Below are 15,160 nucleotides of genomic sequence, written 5' to 3'. Positions count from 1 at the left end.
AGCCCTGTGAGGGGTGGAGTTGACCGGTACTAATAGGCCGAGGGCTTGTCCTCAGTTGCTCGCGTCCACTGTGTTGTTCTGAAACAACGACCCGCCCGAAATTTGTCGGGTGTGCGGTTGACAGTTTCATAGTGTTTCGGTGGTCATAGCGTGAGGGAAACGCCCGGTTACATTCCGAACCCGGAAGCTAAGCCTTACAGCGCCGATGGTACTGCAGGGGGGACCCTGTGGGAGAGTAGGACGCCGCCGAACAATTCTTCAGAAGAACCCCCATCCGGGTCCCGGGTGGGGGTTCTTCGCATTTCCGGGCCGATGTCGGACACCACCGCACCCCGACCCCTCCGGACTCCTCCCGAACGACCCCCGCCGAGTGGCTGGTCCACCGTCAATATGCCGCTAAAACCGCCTGATCAGCGCACTGATCAGCGGAAAATCGCGTCGCACGCCGTAGTCTCGAAGGCAGGGGGAACAGGTGTCCGGGGGTGTTCTCCGGGCCGGGTCGGATCAAGAATGGTGCTCATGGGACGAGGCAGGCTGCGCATCTACCTCGGGGCGGCCCCCGGGGTCGGCAAGACGTACGCCATGCTCGCCGAGGCGCACCGGCGGCAGGAGCGGGGCACGGACGTGGTGGTCGCGTTCGTGGAGGACCACGGCCGCCGGCGGACCGCGGACATGGTCGCGGGGCTGGAGGTCGTGCTGCGGCAGCAGGTGGTGCACCGCGGTGCCCGGTTCTCCGAGATGGACCTGGACGCCGTCCTGGCGCGCCGCCCGCAGGTGGCCCTGGTGGACGAGCTGGCCCACACCAACGTCCCCGGCTGCCGCAACGAGAAGCGCTGGCAGGACGTCGAGGAGCTGCTGGCGGCCGGGATCGACGTGATCTCCACCGTCAACGTGCAGCACCTGGAGTCGCTGGGCGACGCCGTCGAGGGCATCACCGGGGTGCGCCAGCGCGAGGCCGTCCCGGACGAGGTGGTCCGGCGGGCGGACCAGATCGAGCTGGTGGACATGTCCCCGCAGGCGCTGCGGCGCCGGCTGGCGCACGGCAACGTGTACGCGCCGGAGAAGATCGACGCCGCCCTCGCCAACTACTTCCGCCCGGGCAACCTGACCGCGCTGCGCGAGCTGGCGCTGCTGTGGACCGCGGACCGGGTGGACGAGTACCTCCAGAAGTACCGGGCCGAGCAGGGCATCGAGGGCACCTGGCAGGCCAGGGAGCGGATCGTGGTGGGCCTGACCGGCGGGCCCGAGGGGGCGACGCTGATCCGCCGGGCGGCAAGGATCGCCGCCAGGGTCTCCGGCGGCGAGCTGCTCGCCGTGCACATCTCCCGCTCGGACGGGCTGGTGGGCTCCGGCTCGCCGCAGACGCTGATCGAGCAGCGCGCGCTGGTGGAGAGCCTCGGCGGCTCCTTCCACGCCGTCCTCGGCGACGACCCGGCCGGCGGGCTGCTGGACTTCGCCCGGGGCGTGAACGCCACCCAGATCGTGCTGGGCACCAGCCGGCGGCCCGGCTGGCAGTACCTGTACGGGCCGGGCGTCGGCACCATCGTGACCCGGGAGGCCGGGGACATCGACGTCCACATGGTCACCCACGAGCACGCCGGGCACGGGCGGCGCGGCAAGATACCGGTCCGCCGGATCACCGACCTGGGCCGTACCCGGACGGTCGGCGGCTGGCTGATCGGACTGGTCGGGCCGCCGCTGCTGGCGATCGTGCTGACCGCGATCGGCGGGCTGGGGCTCTCCACCGACATGCTGCTGTTCCTGTCGCTGACGGTGTGCGCGGCGCTGGTGGGCGGGCTGCTGCCGGCGATCGGGTCGGCGCTGGTCGCCTCCTCCGTCCTGAACTACTACTTCACCCCGCCGCTGCACACCTTCACCATCAACGAGCCGCAGAACATCATGGCGGTGGCGATATTCACCATCGTCGGCATATCGGTGGCGTCGGTGGTGGACCTCGCGGCCCGGCGCACCCAGCAGGCCGCCCGCAGCCAGACCGAGGCGCAGACGCTCAGTGCGCTGGCCGGCACAGTGCTGCGCGGCGCGCCCAACGGCGACGGGGTGCTGACCGCGCTGATGGAGCAGGTCCGGGAGACCTTCGGGCAGGAGAGCGCCGCGCTGCTGGAACGGCCGGACCCGCTCTCCGCCTGGGCGCCGGTGGCGACCGCCGGCCCGCGCCCGCCGGAGCGGCCGGAGGAGGCCGACGTGGACGTCCCGGTTGGCGACAGCCTGGCGCTGGTGCTGCGCGGCCGGGTGCTGCCCGGGGCGGACCGGCGCCTGCTCGGCGCGTTCGCCGCCCAGGCCGCCGTGGTGCTGGAGCGCCGCCGGCTGGCCCGGGAGGCCGCCGAGGCCCGCCGGGAGGCCGAGGGCAACCGGATCCGGACGGCTCTGCTGGCCGCCGTCTCGCACGACCTGCGCACCCCGTTGGCGGGCATCAAGGCCTCGGTGAGCTCGCTGCGCTCGGCCGACGTCGACTGGGCCCCGGAGGACGAGGCCGAGCTGCTGGCCGGCATCGAGGCCGGGGCCGACCGGCTGGACCACCTGATCAACAACCTGCTCGACATGAGCCGCCTGCAGACCGGGACCGTCACCCCGCTGATCCAGGAGACCGACCTGGACGAGGTGGTGCCGTTCGCGCTCGGCGGGGTGCCGTTGGAGTCCGTCCGGCTGGAGGTCCCGGAGACGCTGCCGATGGTCCGGGCCGACGGCGGGCTGCTGGAGCGCTCGCTGGCCAACCTGGTGGAGAACGCCGTCAAGTACAGCCCGGACGGGGTCAGGGTGCTGGTCAAGGCCGACGAGCTGCGGCAGCCGGGGCGGCCGGCCCGGGTCGAGCTGCGGATCGTGGACCGCGGCCCGGGGGTGCCCGAGGACGCCAAGGAGCGGATCTTCGCGCCGTTCCAGCGCTACGGGGACGCGCCGCGCGGCGCCGGGGTGGGCCTCGGACTCGCGGTGGCGCGCGGCTTCGTCGAGGCGATGGACGGTACCGTCACCGCCGAGGACACCCCGGGCGGCGGACTCACCATGGTCGTCAGCCTGCCCGTGGTCGAACGGCCGCCCGAACCGGGGGAGCGGGGCGGCGAGGGTGGCGGCCCGCTCCCGGACCTGATCACCTGAGAACCGGCGGCGCACCGGCCGGGCCGTCGCTCCTCCGGGGGCCGGCGCGCCTCCCGGGCCCGTACGCCGCACAGCACGTCGCACGTCGCACGCCGCACCGAACGTCGTAGAGCAGTCCCCAGTCCGTAAGTCAGACAGCCCTGAAAGGCGGAGCCCGTAAATGACCCGGGTCCTCGTCGTGGACGACGAACCGCAGATCGTCCGCGCGCTGGTGATCAACCTCAAGGCCCGCAAGTACGAGGTGGACGCGGCCCATGACGGCGCGAGCGCCCTGGAGCTGGCCGCGGCCCGCCATCCGGACGTGGTCGTCCTCGACCTGGGCCTGCCCGACATGGACGGGGTCGAGGTGATCCGCGGCCTGCGCGGCTGGACCCGGGTGCCGATCATCGTGCTGTCGGCCCGGCACGCCTCGGACGAGAAGGTCGAGGCGCTGGACGCGGGCGCCGACGACTACGTCACCAAGCCGTTCGGCATGGACGAGCTGCTCGCCCGGATGCGGGCCGCCGTGCGGCGGGCCGAGCCGGTGGCTGGGGAGGCAGACTCGCTGGTCGTCACCGAGTCCTTCACCGTCGACCTCGCGGCCAAGAAGGTCAACCGGGACGGCGCCGACGTACGCCTCACGCCGACCGAGTGGCACCTGCTGGAGGTACTGGTCCGCAACGCCGGGCGGCTGGTCAGCCAGACCCAGCTGCTCCAGGAGGTCTGGGGCCCGGCCTACCGCACCGAGACCAACTACCTGCGGGTCTACCTGGCCCAGCTCCGCCGCAAGCTGGAGCGCGACCCCTCGCACCCGCGCCACTTCATCACCGAACCGGGCATGGGGTACCGCTTCGAGAGCTGACCGCGACCGCCCCCGGCGGCCGTGCGGCCTGCCGCCGGGGGGCCGGAACCCGGTACCCTTCCGACATGAGTGGTGACAACAGCAGCGGCCCGCCGCAGGGGCGGTTCCGCCGCATGCTCAGCCGGCTGACCTCCTCGGCCGAGGAACTGGACGCCGAGGAGCTGCGTCAGGAGATCGCCGCGGAGTCCGGCTGCACGCCGATCGCCGGCTGCGGGGACCGCGAGCTGGTCACCGTCGCGGGCACGCTGCGCACGGTGACGCTCCGCCCGAGGGCGGGGGTGCCCGCCTTGGAGGCCGAACTCTTCGACGGTACCGAGGCGCTGGACGTGGTCTGGCTCGGCCGCCGCTCGATCGCCGGGATAGAGCCCGGCCGCCGGCTGGTCGCCAGCGGCCGGATCAGTCACGCACGCGGGCGCCGCGTGCTGTTCAACCCCCGCTATGAGCTGCGTCCGGTCGGACACGGGAGCGAATGAGCGTGAGCAACCAGCCCGGCGGCGAGGCCGCCGCCCAGCTCGACCTGGCGGTCGACCCCGCGGACGCGGAGGCCGCCCGCAGGGCCGCCTCCAAGGAGGCGGCCGACACCGTGCTCCAGGCTTTCGGCGGCGTTCGCGGCATGATCGACATGACGCTGCCCGGCCTGGTCTTCATCGTCACCTACAACCTGACCCATCAGGTCAGCACCTCGGCCTGGGCCGCGCTGGGCCTGAGCGCCCTGTTCGTGGTGGCCCGGCTGGCGAAGCGGCAGACCATCCAGCACGCCTTCAGCGGGGTGTTCGGGGTCGCGCTCGGTGCCTGGATCTCGATGAAGAGCGGCAAGGCCGAGGACTTCTACCTGCCCGGCCTGCTCTGGAACGTCGGCTACTGCGTCGCCCTGGCGACCTCCGCCCTGGCGCGCTGGCCGATGATCGGGGTGATGCTCGGCCCGATCACCGGCGAGATGTTCACCTGGCGCAAGGAGAACCCGGGCCGGCTGGCCGCCTACACCAAGGCGACCTGGGCCTGGGTGCTGATCATGGGCGCCAAGCCGGTGATCCTCTTCCCGCTGTACTTCACCCACAACGTCAACCTGCTGGGCTGGCTGAAGGTCGCCCTCGGCATCCCGCCGTTGCTGCTGGCGATGTACGTGACCTGGCAGATCCTGCTGAAGGCGCCGCCGCCGATCAAGGCGCAGCTGGACGAGGAGGAGGAGCCGGCGAAGTAGCCGCCTCCCGCCCGTCCCGAGCGACGGAGAAGGGCCCGTACCCCGAGGGGTGCGGGCCCTTCTCCGTGTCGTGCGCTCCGGGGCTACTGGGCGCCCGAGATGGCCGAGAGGAGCTCTTCCAGCTCCTCCTCGCGCTCCTGCGCGGCGACGAAGAGCAGCTCGTCGCCGCCCTCCAGGGTGTCGTCCTTGCCCGGCACCAGCACCCGGCCCTCGCGGATGATGGTCACCAGCGCGGTGTCCTGCGGCCAGGCCACGTCGCCGACCCGGGTGCCGACCAGCTCGGTGTCGGAGGCCAGGGTCAGCTCGACCAGGTTGGCGTTGCCCTGGCTGAAGCGCATCAGGCGGACCAGGTCGCCGACGCTGACCGCCTCCTCGACCAGCGCGGACATCAGACGCGGGGTGGAGACGGCGACGTCCACGCCCCAGGACTCGTTGAAGAGCCACTCGTTCTTGGGGTTGTTCACCCGGGCGACCACCCGCGGCACCGCGTACTCGGTCTTGGCGAGCAGCGAGACGACCAGGTTGACCTTGTCGTCACCGGTCGCGGCGATCACCACGTGGCAGCGCTGGAGCGCGGCCTCGTCCAGCGAGGTGATCTCGCAGGCGTCGGCCAGCAGCCACTCCGCCATCGGGACCCGCTCCACCGAGATGGAGTTCGGGTTCTTGTCTATCAGCAGGACCTCGTGGCCGTTCTCCAGCAGCTCGCCCGCGATCGAGCGGCCCACGGCTCCGGCCCCGGCAATGGCGACCCGCATCAGTGACCCTCCTCCTTCGGCCCCTGCGCGAACGCGGCCTCGACGGCCGTCAGGTCGGCCCGGCGCAGCATCACGTGCACCAGGTCGCCCTCCTGCACCACCATCTGCGGCGAGGGGAGCACCCCCTCGCCGAGCCGGGTGACGAACGCCACCCGGGTGCCGGAGGCCTCCTCCAGCTCGCCGATCCGGTGGCCGATCCAGCGCGGGTCGTACGCGACCTCGGCGAGCTGGACGCCACCGCTCGGGTCCTGCCACAGCGGCTCGGCGCCGCTCGGCAGCAGCCGGCGCAGCATCTGGTCGGCGGTCCAGCGGACCGTCGCCACGGTGGGGATGCCCAGGCGCTGGTACACCTCGGCGCGGCGGGGGTCGTAGATCCGGGCGGCGACGTTCTCGACGCCGAAGTTCTCCCGGGCCACCCGCGCGGCGATGATGTTGGAGTTGTCACCGCTGGAGACCGCGGCGAAGGCGCCGGCCTCCTCGATGCCCGCCTCGCGCAGGGTGTCCTGGTCGAAGCCGACGCCGGTCACCCGGCGCCCGTTGAAGCCGGCGCCCAGCCGACGGAACGCGGTCGGGTCCTGGTCGACCACGGCCACCGAGTGGCCCTGTTTCTCCAGGGCTCTGGCGAGGGCGGAGCCCACGCGGCCGCAGCCCATGATGACGATGTGCACCGGCGCTTACCTCACCCGTCCCGAAGGGGTCTTGACCTGCGCAAACACCGTTCAGCTCCGTTTCCCGCCCGGTCGTCCGGGACGAGGTTCCTCGTGGGGGCGCCGACCCGGCAACGCTCGACAACCAGAGTGTTGCCCGCCGACTCGTATCCGACACGCTAGCCGGTCCACCGAACGCAGTCGCGACGAAGGGGGGGACAAACGGCGGAGCCTTGACCGGGGAGCCCCTACGATTCCTTAACGTGCCTATGCCGACTGACCTTCCGAAACGCATCCTGATCGGGCGCGCCCTACGCAGCGACAAGCTGGGCGAGACGCTTCTGCCCAAGCGGCTCGCGCTGCCCGTGTTCGCCTCGGACGCGCTCTCCTCGGTCGCGTACGCCCCCGAGGAGATCCTGCTCACCCTCTCCATCGCGGGCGCCTCGGCGATCCACTTCTCCTGGCAGATCGGCGTCGTCGTGGCGATCGTGATGCTCGCCGTGGTCGCCTCGTACCGGCAGAACGTCCACGCCTACCCCAGCGGCGGCGGCGACTACGAGGTCGCGACCGTCAACCACGGGCCGGCCGCCGGTCTGGTGGTCGCCAGCGCGCTGATGGTCGACTACGTGCTCACCGTGGCCGTGTCGACCACCTCGGGCGTCGCCAACGTCGTCTCCGCGGTGCCCTCGCTGCGCGGTCACGAGGCGGTCCTGTCGGTGGTCGTGGTCGTCCTGCTGATGGGCATGAACCTGCGCGGTGTGCGCGAGTCCGGAAGCGCCTTCGCCGTTCCCACCTACGCCTTCATGGTCGGCGTGATCGGGATGGTCGGCTACGGCGTCTTCCGGCACTTCGCGCTCGGCCAGGACATGCCCGCGGAGAGCTCCGGGTTCCACCTCGCCGCCACCCCCGGCAACGACTCGCTGACCGGTTTCGCGATGGTGTTCCTGCTGCTGAAGTCCTTCTCCTCCGGCTGTGCCGCGCTGACCGGTGTGGAGGCGATCTCCAACGGCGTGCCGGCCTTCCGCAAGCCGAAGAGCAAGAACGCCGCCACCACGCTGCTGATGATGGCGAGCATCGCCGTCGTGATGTTCATGGGCATCATCTGGCTGGCCCGGCTGACCGGTGTCCAGATGGCCGAGAACCCGGCCGAGCAGCTCGTCGGCTCCTCGCCCGGCTACCACCAGAAGACCGCGCTGGCACAGATCAGCGAGGCCGTGTTCAACAACTTCACGCCCGGCTTCTACTTCGTCGCCGGCGTCACCGGCCTGATCCTGGTGCTCGCCGCCAACACCGCCTTCAACGGCTTCCCGGTGCTCGGCTCGATCCTCGCCCAGGACCGCTACCTGCCGCGCCAGCTGCACACCCGCGGCGACCGGCTGGCCTTCTCCAACGGCATCATCCTGCTGGCGATCGCCGCGATCCTGCTGATCCTCGCCTTCGACGCCGACCCGACCCGGCTGATCCAGCTCTACATCGTCGGCGTCTTCGTCGCCTTCAACATGAGCCAGTCCGGCATGATCCGGCACTGGACCCGGCTGCTGCGCACCGAGACCGACCCGGCCAAGCGCCGCCACATGCAGCGCAGCCGGGCGATCAACGCCTTCGGCCTGGTGATGACCATGGCCGTGCTGATCGTCGTACTGGTCACCAAGATCGGCCACGCCTGGATCGCGATCGCCGCGATGGCCGTGCTGTTCGTGATGATGAAGGGCATCCGGCGCCACTACGACCGGGTCTCAGACGAGCTCATCGCCGCCGAGGAGCCGGACGACGTGGTGCTGCCCACCCGGGTGCACGCCATCGTGCTGGTCTCCAAGCTGCACAAGCCGGCGCTGCGCGCCCTGGCGTACGCCCGGCTGGCCCGGGCCCACACGCTGGAGGCGGTCACGGTCAACGTCGACCCGGCGGACACCGCGGCGCTGCGGCGGGAGTGGGACGAGCGCGGCATCGAGGTGCCGCTCAAGGTGCTGGACTCGCCGTACCGCGAGATCACCGGGCCGGTCCTGGACTACGTGAAGAACCTGCGGCGCAGCAGCCCGCGGGACGTGGTCTCGGTCTACATCCCGGAGTACGTGGTCGGCCACTGGTACGAGCACCTGCTGCACAACCAGAGCGCGCTGCGGCTCAAGGGGCGGCTGCTGTTCAAGCCCGGTGTGATGGTCACCTCGGTACCGTGGCAGCTGGAGTCCTCCGAGCGGCGCAAGCCGCAGAAGGCCTGGTCGGCGCCGGGCGCCGTCCGGCGTGGCGAGCCTCGGGCGCCGAAGGCCGTAAAGTCGAAGGATTCCGTCTCCACCGGTACGAACGCCGGTGACAGCCCCGACCGCAGCAAGGACTCCTCCCAGTGACCCGCAACACTCCGCCCCGTTCCTCGGGCTCCTCCGGCGCCTCCGGCAAGGGCGCCCGCCGGGGCGGCTCCAAGCCCGGTCAGGTCTCCCGGCCGCGTTGGGGCCGGCCGTCCCGTCCGGAGGCCACCGACCGCGACGGCCTCACCGCGAGCACCGCGCCGTTCGTCCCGGGCGAGCGGGAGGACCGGGGGCCCGCCGAGCCGGTGGCCGGGAAGGGCGCTGCGGCGAAGGGTGCCGCGGGCAAGGGCGCTGCGGCGAAGGGTGCCGCGGCCAAGGGCTCCGCCAAGGGATCCGGCAAGGACGCGCCCAAGGGTGCGGGCAAGGACGCCGGCCAGGGCGCCGGTCAGGGTGCGCCGAAGGGCGCCGCCGGGGCCGACCGGAAGGCGCCGCGCAAGCAGGCGGTGCGGCCGCCCAAGGCGCTGCGCACCGCCGCCGCGCGGCCCTCGCGGCCCGAGGCGCCGTCCGGGGAGCCGCTGGTCGGGCAGCGCTACGAGGTCGAGGTCGGCCCGGTCGCGCACGGCGGCGGGCACTGCGTGGCCCGGCACGAGGGCCGGGTGCTGTTCGTGCGGCACGCGCTGCCCGGTGAGAGGGTCGTCGCGCTGGTGACCGACGGGACCACCACCTCGCGGTTCCTGCGGGCCGACGCGGTGGAGGTGCTGGAGCCCTCCAAGGACCGGATCGAGGCGCCGTGCCCGTTCGCCGGTCCGGGCAAGTGCGGCGGCTGCGACTGGCAGCACGTCACCCCCGGCGGGCAGCGCAAGCTCAAGGCGGCGGTGCTGACCGAGCAGCTGGCCAAGCTGGCCGGGCTCACCCCGGCCGAGGCCGGCTGGGACGGCAGCGTCGAGCCGGTCGGCGGCAAGCTGCCGGCCGGGCAGGTGCCGGCCTGGCGCACCCGGGTGCAGTACACGGTGGACGCCGAGACCGGGAAGGTCGGCCTGCGCAAGTACCGCTCGCACGAGGTGCAGCCGGTGGACCGCTGCCTGATCGCCGCCGAGGGCGTCACCGAGCTGGGCGTCGAGACCCGGGACTGGCCGGGCGTGGCGAGCGTCGAGGTGATCGCCGCGACCGGCTCCTCCGACCGCCAGGTGGTGCTCACCCCGCGCGACGGTGCCCAGCTGCCGCTGGTCGAGCTGGACAAGCCGGTGTCGATCGCCCGGGTGGACGAGCAGGGCGACGTGCACAAGGTGCACGGGCGCGGCTTCGTCCGCGAGCGGGCCGCCGGGCGGACCTGGCGGATCAGCGACGGCGGCTTCTGGCAGATCCACCCGGAGGCGCCGGACACCCTGGTCGACGCGGTGCTGGACGGGCTGGACCCGCAGTGGGGCGAGAGCGCGCTCGACCTGTACTGCGGAGTCGGCCTGTTCGCGGGCGCGCTGGCCGACCGGGTCGGCGAGGACGGCGCGGTGCTCGGCATCGAGTCCGCCAAGCAGGCCGTGGTCGACGCCCGGCACAACCTGGCCGCGCTGGACAACGTTCAGATCGAGTGCGACCGGGTCGAGACGCTGCTGCCGCGCACCGGCATCACCGCCACCGACCTGATCGTGCTGGACCCGCCGCGCTCGGGCGCCGGCCGCGAGACCGTCGCCCACCTGGTCGGCCTGGAGGCGCGCCGGATCGCGTACGTGGCCTGCGACCCGGCGGCGCTCGCCCGGGACCTGAAGTTCTTCCGCGAGGGCGGCTACCGGCCGGTGTCGCTGCGGGCCTTCGACCTGTTCCCGATGACGCACCACTTCGAGTGCGTGGCGATCCTGGAGCCGGCCGGGGAGTGATCCCGGGCGCCGGGAAGGCACGGCAGGAGGCGGTCACCCGTTCGGGGTGGCCGCCTCCGCCGCGTCCAGGGGCCGGCTACTCGTTGTGCTCCTCCTCGTCGACGCTGTGCGGGAGGTCGATGCCGTGCTGGGCGGCGAGCCGCAGGAGCGAGGCGACCCGGCCCTCGTACGCCTGGACGCCGTCGGCGTCCCCTTCGGCCCGGGCCGCCGCGAGGTCCCGGCGGGCCTGGGCGAGCTGCTCGCGCAGCTCCTGATCGAACATGGCTGTCATCGGTCGGCCTCCGCACCGGTCGGTGCCCGCTCGGGGGAACGCAGGGGGGTTTTCAGCGTCCCGGACGGTGGGTCGGTCTTCAAGTCCCGCTCCGCCTGGTGGCGGCACGGCGGTGGTGGGCGGGGGCCGGACCGGGGCGGAGGGCAGGTGCGGGCGGGGTCCGGAGCGGGGCGGAGGACAGGTGTGGACGCGACCGGAGCAGGGCGGAAGGTCAGGCGTCGGCAATGCGCGGGTAAAAGATGGTGCGCGGAGTGCCGTCGGGTCCCGGGAGGGGGCTTGACGAGGCAAATCGCCGGGGCGAAGGTGAGCAGCTGACATGTGATGTGTGCTGTTGCACCGCCCTTGGCGGCAGCCGCCCCGCGCCGTCGGCCGGGGCCGGCCGATGCGTGAGGGGGAGCGTCATGGAGTTGGAGCTGCGGCACCTGCGCGTGGTGTGCGCCATCGCCGACACCGGGAGCGTCGGCCGGGCCGCCGCCCTGCTCGGCGCCTCGCAGCCGGCGACCAGCACCCAGCTGCGCCGGATCGAACGCCACCTGGGCGCCCCGCTGTTCGAACGCACCGCCGCCGGTGTCGCGCCGACCGGCTTCGGGGTGGAGGTGCTGGCCGCCGCCCGGGAACTGCTCACCCGTGCCGACTGCCTGGGCCGCCGTGCGGAGGCTTCGGCCGGGCCCGCCCCGCGCGAGCTGCGGCTGGCGGCCACCAACGCCCCGATCCTGCCCGGGCTGGTCACCAGGGCCCGGCACCAGCGGCCCGGGCAGCGCTTCACCGTGACGTCGGTCTACCGCTCCTCGGACATCGTCGAGCTGCTGGAGCGGGGCGAGGCGGACGTCGCGGTGGCCGTGGACTACCCGGGCCGGGAGCTGTGCCACTCGCCGTCCGTCGCGCACCGCGGCATCGTCACCGAGCCGGTCTTCGTCGCGCTGCCGGCCGGCCACCGGCTGCGGCACCGCACCGAGGTGGCCCTGGCGGACCTCGCGGAGGAGGAGTGGTTCCTGACCCCCGACGACGGGGCCGGCTGGCACGGCGTCTTCCACGGGGCCTGCGCCGCGGCGGGGTTCGCCCCGGCGACCGTCCACGAGTTCCTCGGCGGCCGGCTGGAGCTCCAGGAGATGATCGCCGCCGGGCTCGGCATCTCCGTCGTCCAGGCCACCACCCGGCCGCTCGCGGACGTGGTGGTCAAGCCGCTGGCGGGGACGCCGATCTGGGTCCGGCAGCTGCTGGTCTGGCGGCCGGCCGGGGTGGGCGGGGAGGTGGTGGAGACGCTGTTCGGGGCGGCCGCCGCGGCGTACCGGGACCTGATCGCGGCCGCGCCGAGCTTCCAGGCGTGGGCCGCGCGGACGTACCGGTCGTAGCGGCAGTGGGCGGGGGTCCGTGTTATGGCCGGGCCGGAAGATGTCATATGACCTGTGACATTGTTCTGACCTTCCGTCGCTGGCAGGATCATGACGCGTTCCCCCAACGTCTCGGCAGTCCTCCCAGCGCCTCCCCCACAGGAGAAGGACCCCACCAGTGCGCCCACGGATACCCCTCCCCACCCTGCTGGCCGGCCTCGTGGCCGGCTGCTGCGCCGCCGCCACGCTGCTGCCGGCCACGGCGTCAGCCGCCTCCGCCGCCTCGGCCGCCTCCGGTGCTTCCGCCGCTCCCGCCCGGCCCGCGGCCGGTGCTCCGACGGCCGACCCGGGCTCCGTCCAGCCGAAGCCGCTCGGCGCCTTCCTCACCGTCGACCCGGCCGCCCAGGCCCGTGCCGCCGAGGACCTCGCCCCCGTCGCCAAGCCGCTGCCCCCGGCGCTGCTCGGCCAGGTCGTGATGGGCCAGCCGGCCGACACCGTCGTGCAGACCGCGCCGCGCCCGGCCGAGCCGAAGGCGCCCCCGGCCAAGCCGGCCCTCGCCGCCCGCGGCGCCGCCGGAGCGGCCGCCGCGCAGAGCTGCACCCCGGCCGACTTCGGCAGCCGCAGCGGCGCCGACCTGGTCTCCTTCATCGAGGGCTCGACCACGGACTGCGTCAACACGCTGTTCAACGTCACCGGCACCGACGCGGGCAGCATCTTCAAGGAATCGAAGATGCTCACCGTCGCCGACGCCTTCCGGACCATGGCGGCCGGCTACACCGGCGACAACTCGACCGCCATCCTGCAGCTCGTGCTCTTCCAGCGGGCCGGCTGGTTCGTGCAGTCGAACAACGCGGACGCGGTGGGCCCGTACGGCGCGGCCCTGACCAGCGGCTCCAAGGCCGCCCTCGACGCGTTCTTCGCCGCCCCGCACCGCACCGACGTCAGCGACGCCAACGGCACCGTGCTCAACGAGGTGCTGGTGCTCACCGACAGCGCCAACCTCCAGGGCAGCTACCTGGGCGTCTACAAGCAGGTGCTGACGGCGTACGACAACTCGTACAACGCCTTCCCGAAGATGCTCAAGGCGGTCAACGCGGTGCTCTCCGCGCCGCTGTGGCGGGGCAACTGGAACCCCGACTTCGTCAGCGCGGTCGGCGCCGACCCGAGCATCGGCGCCACCCTCGGCGACTTCGCGCTGAACCACAAGGACCTGCTCGGCACGGCCAACGCCTACCTGGACGTCAACGCGGGCAACGACCTCGGCCGGATGGCCGGCGACGGCCCGGTGGTCGAGGCCGCGGTCAAGGGCAAGGTCAAGGCGGTCCTCGACGGCGCGCAGATCACCGGCGCCACCGGCCCGCTGTACGTCCACACCGCCTACCAGGCCAACAGCTTCGACCCCGGCCAGTGCTCGTACTACGGCATCTGCGACCTGCCGGCGAAGCTGACCGCCGCGGTGCTGCCGAACCAGCTGGTGTGCGACAACCGCACCATCCAGACCGAGGTCCTGTCGCCCGCCGACCTGGCCGCGGTCTGCGCCAGCCTGCGCGGCGAGGACACCTTCTTCCACAAGCTGGTGAAGGACAACGGTCCGATCCCCGGTCAGTACGACAAGGAGCTCACCCTCGCGGTCTTCGCCAACCAGGCGGACTACCTGACCTACTCCTGGGCGATCTTCAACAACTCCACCGACAACGGCGGACAGACCGTCATGGACCCGACCGACCCGAACAACCGGGCCGTGTGCGTGATGTACCAGAAGTCCTGGAACGACGGCTTCACCGCCAACGTGTGGAACCTCAACCACGAGTACACCCACTACCTGGACAACATCTACGACCTCAAGGGCAACTTCTCCACCGAGATCTCCGTCCCGGACATCTGGTGGATCGAGGGCGTCGCCGAGTACGAGTCCTACGCCTACCGCGGCACCACCGACACCCAGGCGATGGCCGAGGCCGCCAAGCACACCTACAAGCTGAGCACCCTCTTCCAGAACACGTACGGCAACTCGGACACCGTGCGCACCTACCCGTGGGGCTACCTGGCCGTCCGGTACATGTTCGAGAAGCACCCGGCGGACATCGACGCCATGCTCGCCCACTTCCGCACCGGCGACTACCAGGGCGGCTACGCGGTCTACAACGGCATCGGCACCCGCTACGACGCCGACTTCGACGCCTGGCTCGACACCTGCGCCGGCGGCGCCTGCCTCGCGGCCGGCCCGACCGCGCTGTTCGGCCAGTCGGTCTCCGGCGCGACCGTCACGCTGACCGACAAGTCCGTCCAGACCGGCGCCGGCCGGCTCACCGCCTGGCACTGGACCTTCGGCGACGGCAGCTCCTCCGACCAGCAGAACCCGACCCACACCTACGCGGCCGCCGGCACCTACACCGTCGCGCTGACCGTCACCGACGACACCGGCAGGACCGCCAGCACCCCCGCCTCCGTCGCCGTGACCACGGGCGGCGGTGGCCCGACCACCCCGCCGGCCTGCACCGACCCGCGCACCGACGCGCTCGGCAAGAACTGCTCGCGCGCCAACCTGTCGGCCACCGCCGGCAACCTGGACTACCTGTACGTCTACCTGCCGGCCGGCACCAGCACCCTGAAGATCACCACCTCCGGGGGCACCGGCACCGCGTACCTGTACTACAGCGACAGCACCTGGGCCTCGCCGAGCGCCTACACCGCCGCCTCCACCAACGCGGGCACCACCCAGAGCATCACGGTGACCAACCCGACGGCGGGCTACCGCTACGTGAGCCTCTACGCGAAGAGCGACTTCAGCGGGGTGACCGTCAGCACCCAGTTCTGATCCGTCCCCTTCCGGTGCGGGCCGGGTCCGTGGCAGCCAGCCGCGGGCCCGGCCCGTCCGGCGTTCAGGCG

General features: G+C 72.3%; 11 protein-coding genes and 1 rRNA gene. 9 read left to right on the top strand and 3 right to left on the bottom strand.

Features of this window, described 5'->3' with window-relative positions:
- Window positions 1-135: 135 nt before the first annotated feature.
- From rrf to ACFVU7_RS04020, 5 genes are all read left to right on the top strand, one after another.
- A 5S ribosomal RNA gene (rrf, locus tag ACFVU7_RS04040) occupies window positions 136-252 on the top strand.
- Window positions 253-519: 267 nt separating this feature from the next.
- Window positions 520-3,111, top strand: a complete 2,592-nt coding sequence (locus ACFVU7_RS04035; protein WP_117491707.1) for a sensor histidine kinase KdpD — start codon at window positions 520-522, stop codon at window positions 3,109-3,111.
- A gap of 160 nt (window positions 3,112-3,271) precedes the next feature.
- Window positions 3,272-3,952, top strand: a complete 681-nt coding sequence (locus ACFVU7_RS04030; protein ID WP_049657530.1) for a response regulator — start codon at window positions 3,272-3,274, stop codon at window positions 3,950-3,952.
- A 65-nt stretch (window positions 3,953-4,017) separates the two neighbouring features.
- On the top strand, window positions 4,018-4,425 hold the full coding sequence (locus tag ACFVU7_RS04025) for an OB-fold nucleic acid binding domain-containing protein (RefSeq protein WP_049657528.1): 408 nt from the start codon (window positions 4,018-4,020) through the stop codon (window positions 4,423-4,425).
- Between the two features lie 2 nt (window positions 4,426-4,427).
- Entirely contained in the window at window positions 4,428-5,153 is a 726-nt protein-coding gene (locus ACFVU7_RS04020; protein WP_234348601.1) for a DUF3159 domain-containing protein, read from the top strand.
- An 83-nt stretch (window positions 5,154-5,236) separates the two neighbouring features.
- On the opposite strand, the gene ACFVU7_RS04015 is transcribed toward ACFVU7_RS04020, so the two are convergent.
- Both ACFVU7_RS04015 and ACFVU7_RS04010 read right to left on the bottom strand, forming a co-directional pair.
- Window positions 5,237-5,908, bottom strand: a complete 672-nt coding sequence (locus tag ACFVU7_RS04015) for a TrkA family potassium uptake protein (RefSeq protein WP_049657526.1) — start codon at window positions 5,906-5,908, stop codon at window positions 5,237-5,239.
- Window positions 5,908-6,576, bottom strand: coding sequence for a TrkA family potassium uptake protein (locus tag ACFVU7_RS04010; RefSeq protein ID WP_049657525.1), 669 nt, complete (start codon window positions 6,574-6,576; stop codon window positions 5,908-5,910). Before ACFVU7_RS04010 ends, ACFVU7_RS04015 begins: the two co-directional genes overlap by 1 nt.
- Before the next feature lie 248 nt (window positions 6,577-6,824).
- Here ACFVU7_RS04010 and ACFVU7_RS04005 point away from each other — a divergent pair, with 248 nt between their 5' ends.
- Together ACFVU7_RS04005 and ACFVU7_RS04000 are read left to right on the top strand one after the other, a co-directional pair.
- Window positions 6,825-8,900 (top strand): APC family permease, encoded by a 2,076-nt coding sequence (locus tag ACFVU7_RS04005; RefSeq protein WP_049657522.1) that lies wholly within the window; start codon window positions 6,825-6,827, stop codon window positions 8,898-8,900.
- A 419-nt stretch (window positions 8,901-9,319) separates the two neighbouring features.
- The gene (locus ACFVU7_RS04000) at window positions 9,320-10,669 is read left to right on the top strand and encodes a class I SAM-dependent RNA methyltransferase (RefSeq protein WP_375877235.1); all 1,350 of its coding nucleotides are present in this window, start codon (window positions 9,320-9,322) and stop codon (window positions 10,667-10,669) included.
- Between the two features lie 76 nt (window positions 10,670-10,745).
- Here ACFVU7_RS04000 and ACFVU7_RS03995 read toward each other — a convergent pair whose 3' ends face one another.
- Entirely contained in the window at window positions 10,746-10,940 is a 195-nt protein-coding gene (locus ACFVU7_RS03995; RefSeq protein WP_143204452.1) for a hypothetical protein, read from the bottom strand.
- A gap of 401 nt (window positions 10,941-11,341) precedes the next feature.
- Here ACFVU7_RS03995 and ACFVU7_RS03990 point away from each other — a divergent pair, with 401 nt between their 5' ends.
- Together ACFVU7_RS03990 and ACFVU7_RS03985 are read left to right on the top strand one after the other, a co-directional pair.
- Window positions 11,342-12,292 carry a LysR family transcriptional regulator gene (locus ACFVU7_RS03990; RefSeq protein WP_074000661.1) on the top strand — a complete coding sequence of 317 codons (951 nt, stop codon included), beginning with the start codon at window positions 11,342-11,344 and terminating at the stop codon, window positions 12,290-12,292.
- 157 nt (window positions 12,293-12,449) lie between these two features.
- On the top strand, window positions 12,450-15,089 hold the full coding sequence (locus ACFVU7_RS03985) for a collagenase (protein ID WP_388044142.1): 2,640 nt from the start codon (window positions 12,450-12,452) through the stop codon (window positions 15,087-15,089).
- The last annotated feature ends 71 nt before the right edge of the window (window positions 15,090-15,160 follow it).

Origin of the sequence: Kitasatospora sp. NPDC058046, assembly GCF_042885595.1 — a bacterium.
GTDB lineage: Bacteria > Actinomycetota > Actinomycetes > Streptomycetales > Streptomycetaceae > Kitasatospora.
The sequence above is the reverse complement of the archived record's forward strand: the minus strand, read 5'-3'. Positions and strand labels throughout refer to the sequence as shown.

Coding starts and splice junctions, on each gene's coding strand:
- ACFVU7_RS04035 (WP_117491707.1), top strand. CDS start 520: ATGGGACGAGGCAGGCTGCGCATCTACCTCGGGGCGGCCCCCGGGGTC.
- ACFVU7_RS04030 (WP_049657530.1), top strand. CDS start 3,272: ATGACCCGGGTCCTCGTCGTGGACGACGAACCGCAGATCGTCCGCGCG.
- ACFVU7_RS04025 (WP_049657528.1), top strand. CDS start 4,018: ATGAGTGGTGACAACAGCAGCGGCCCGCCGCAGGGGCGGTTCCGCCGC.
- ACFVU7_RS04015 (WP_049657526.1), bottom strand. CDS start 5,908: ATGCGGGTCGCCATTGCCGGGGCCGGAGCCGTGGGCCGCTCGATCGCG.
- ACFVU7_RS04005 (WP_049657522.1), top strand. CDS start 6,825: ATGCCGACTGACCTTCCGAAACGCATCCTGATCGGGCGCGCCCTACGC.
- ACFVU7_RS03995 (WP_143204452.1), bottom strand. CDS start 10,940: ATGACAGCCATGTTCGATCAGGAGCTGCGCGAGCAGCTCGCCCAGGCC.
- ACFVU7_RS03990 (WP_074000661.1), top strand. CDS start 11,342: ATGGAGTTGGAGCTGCGGCACCTGCGCGTGGTGTGCGCCATCGCCGAC.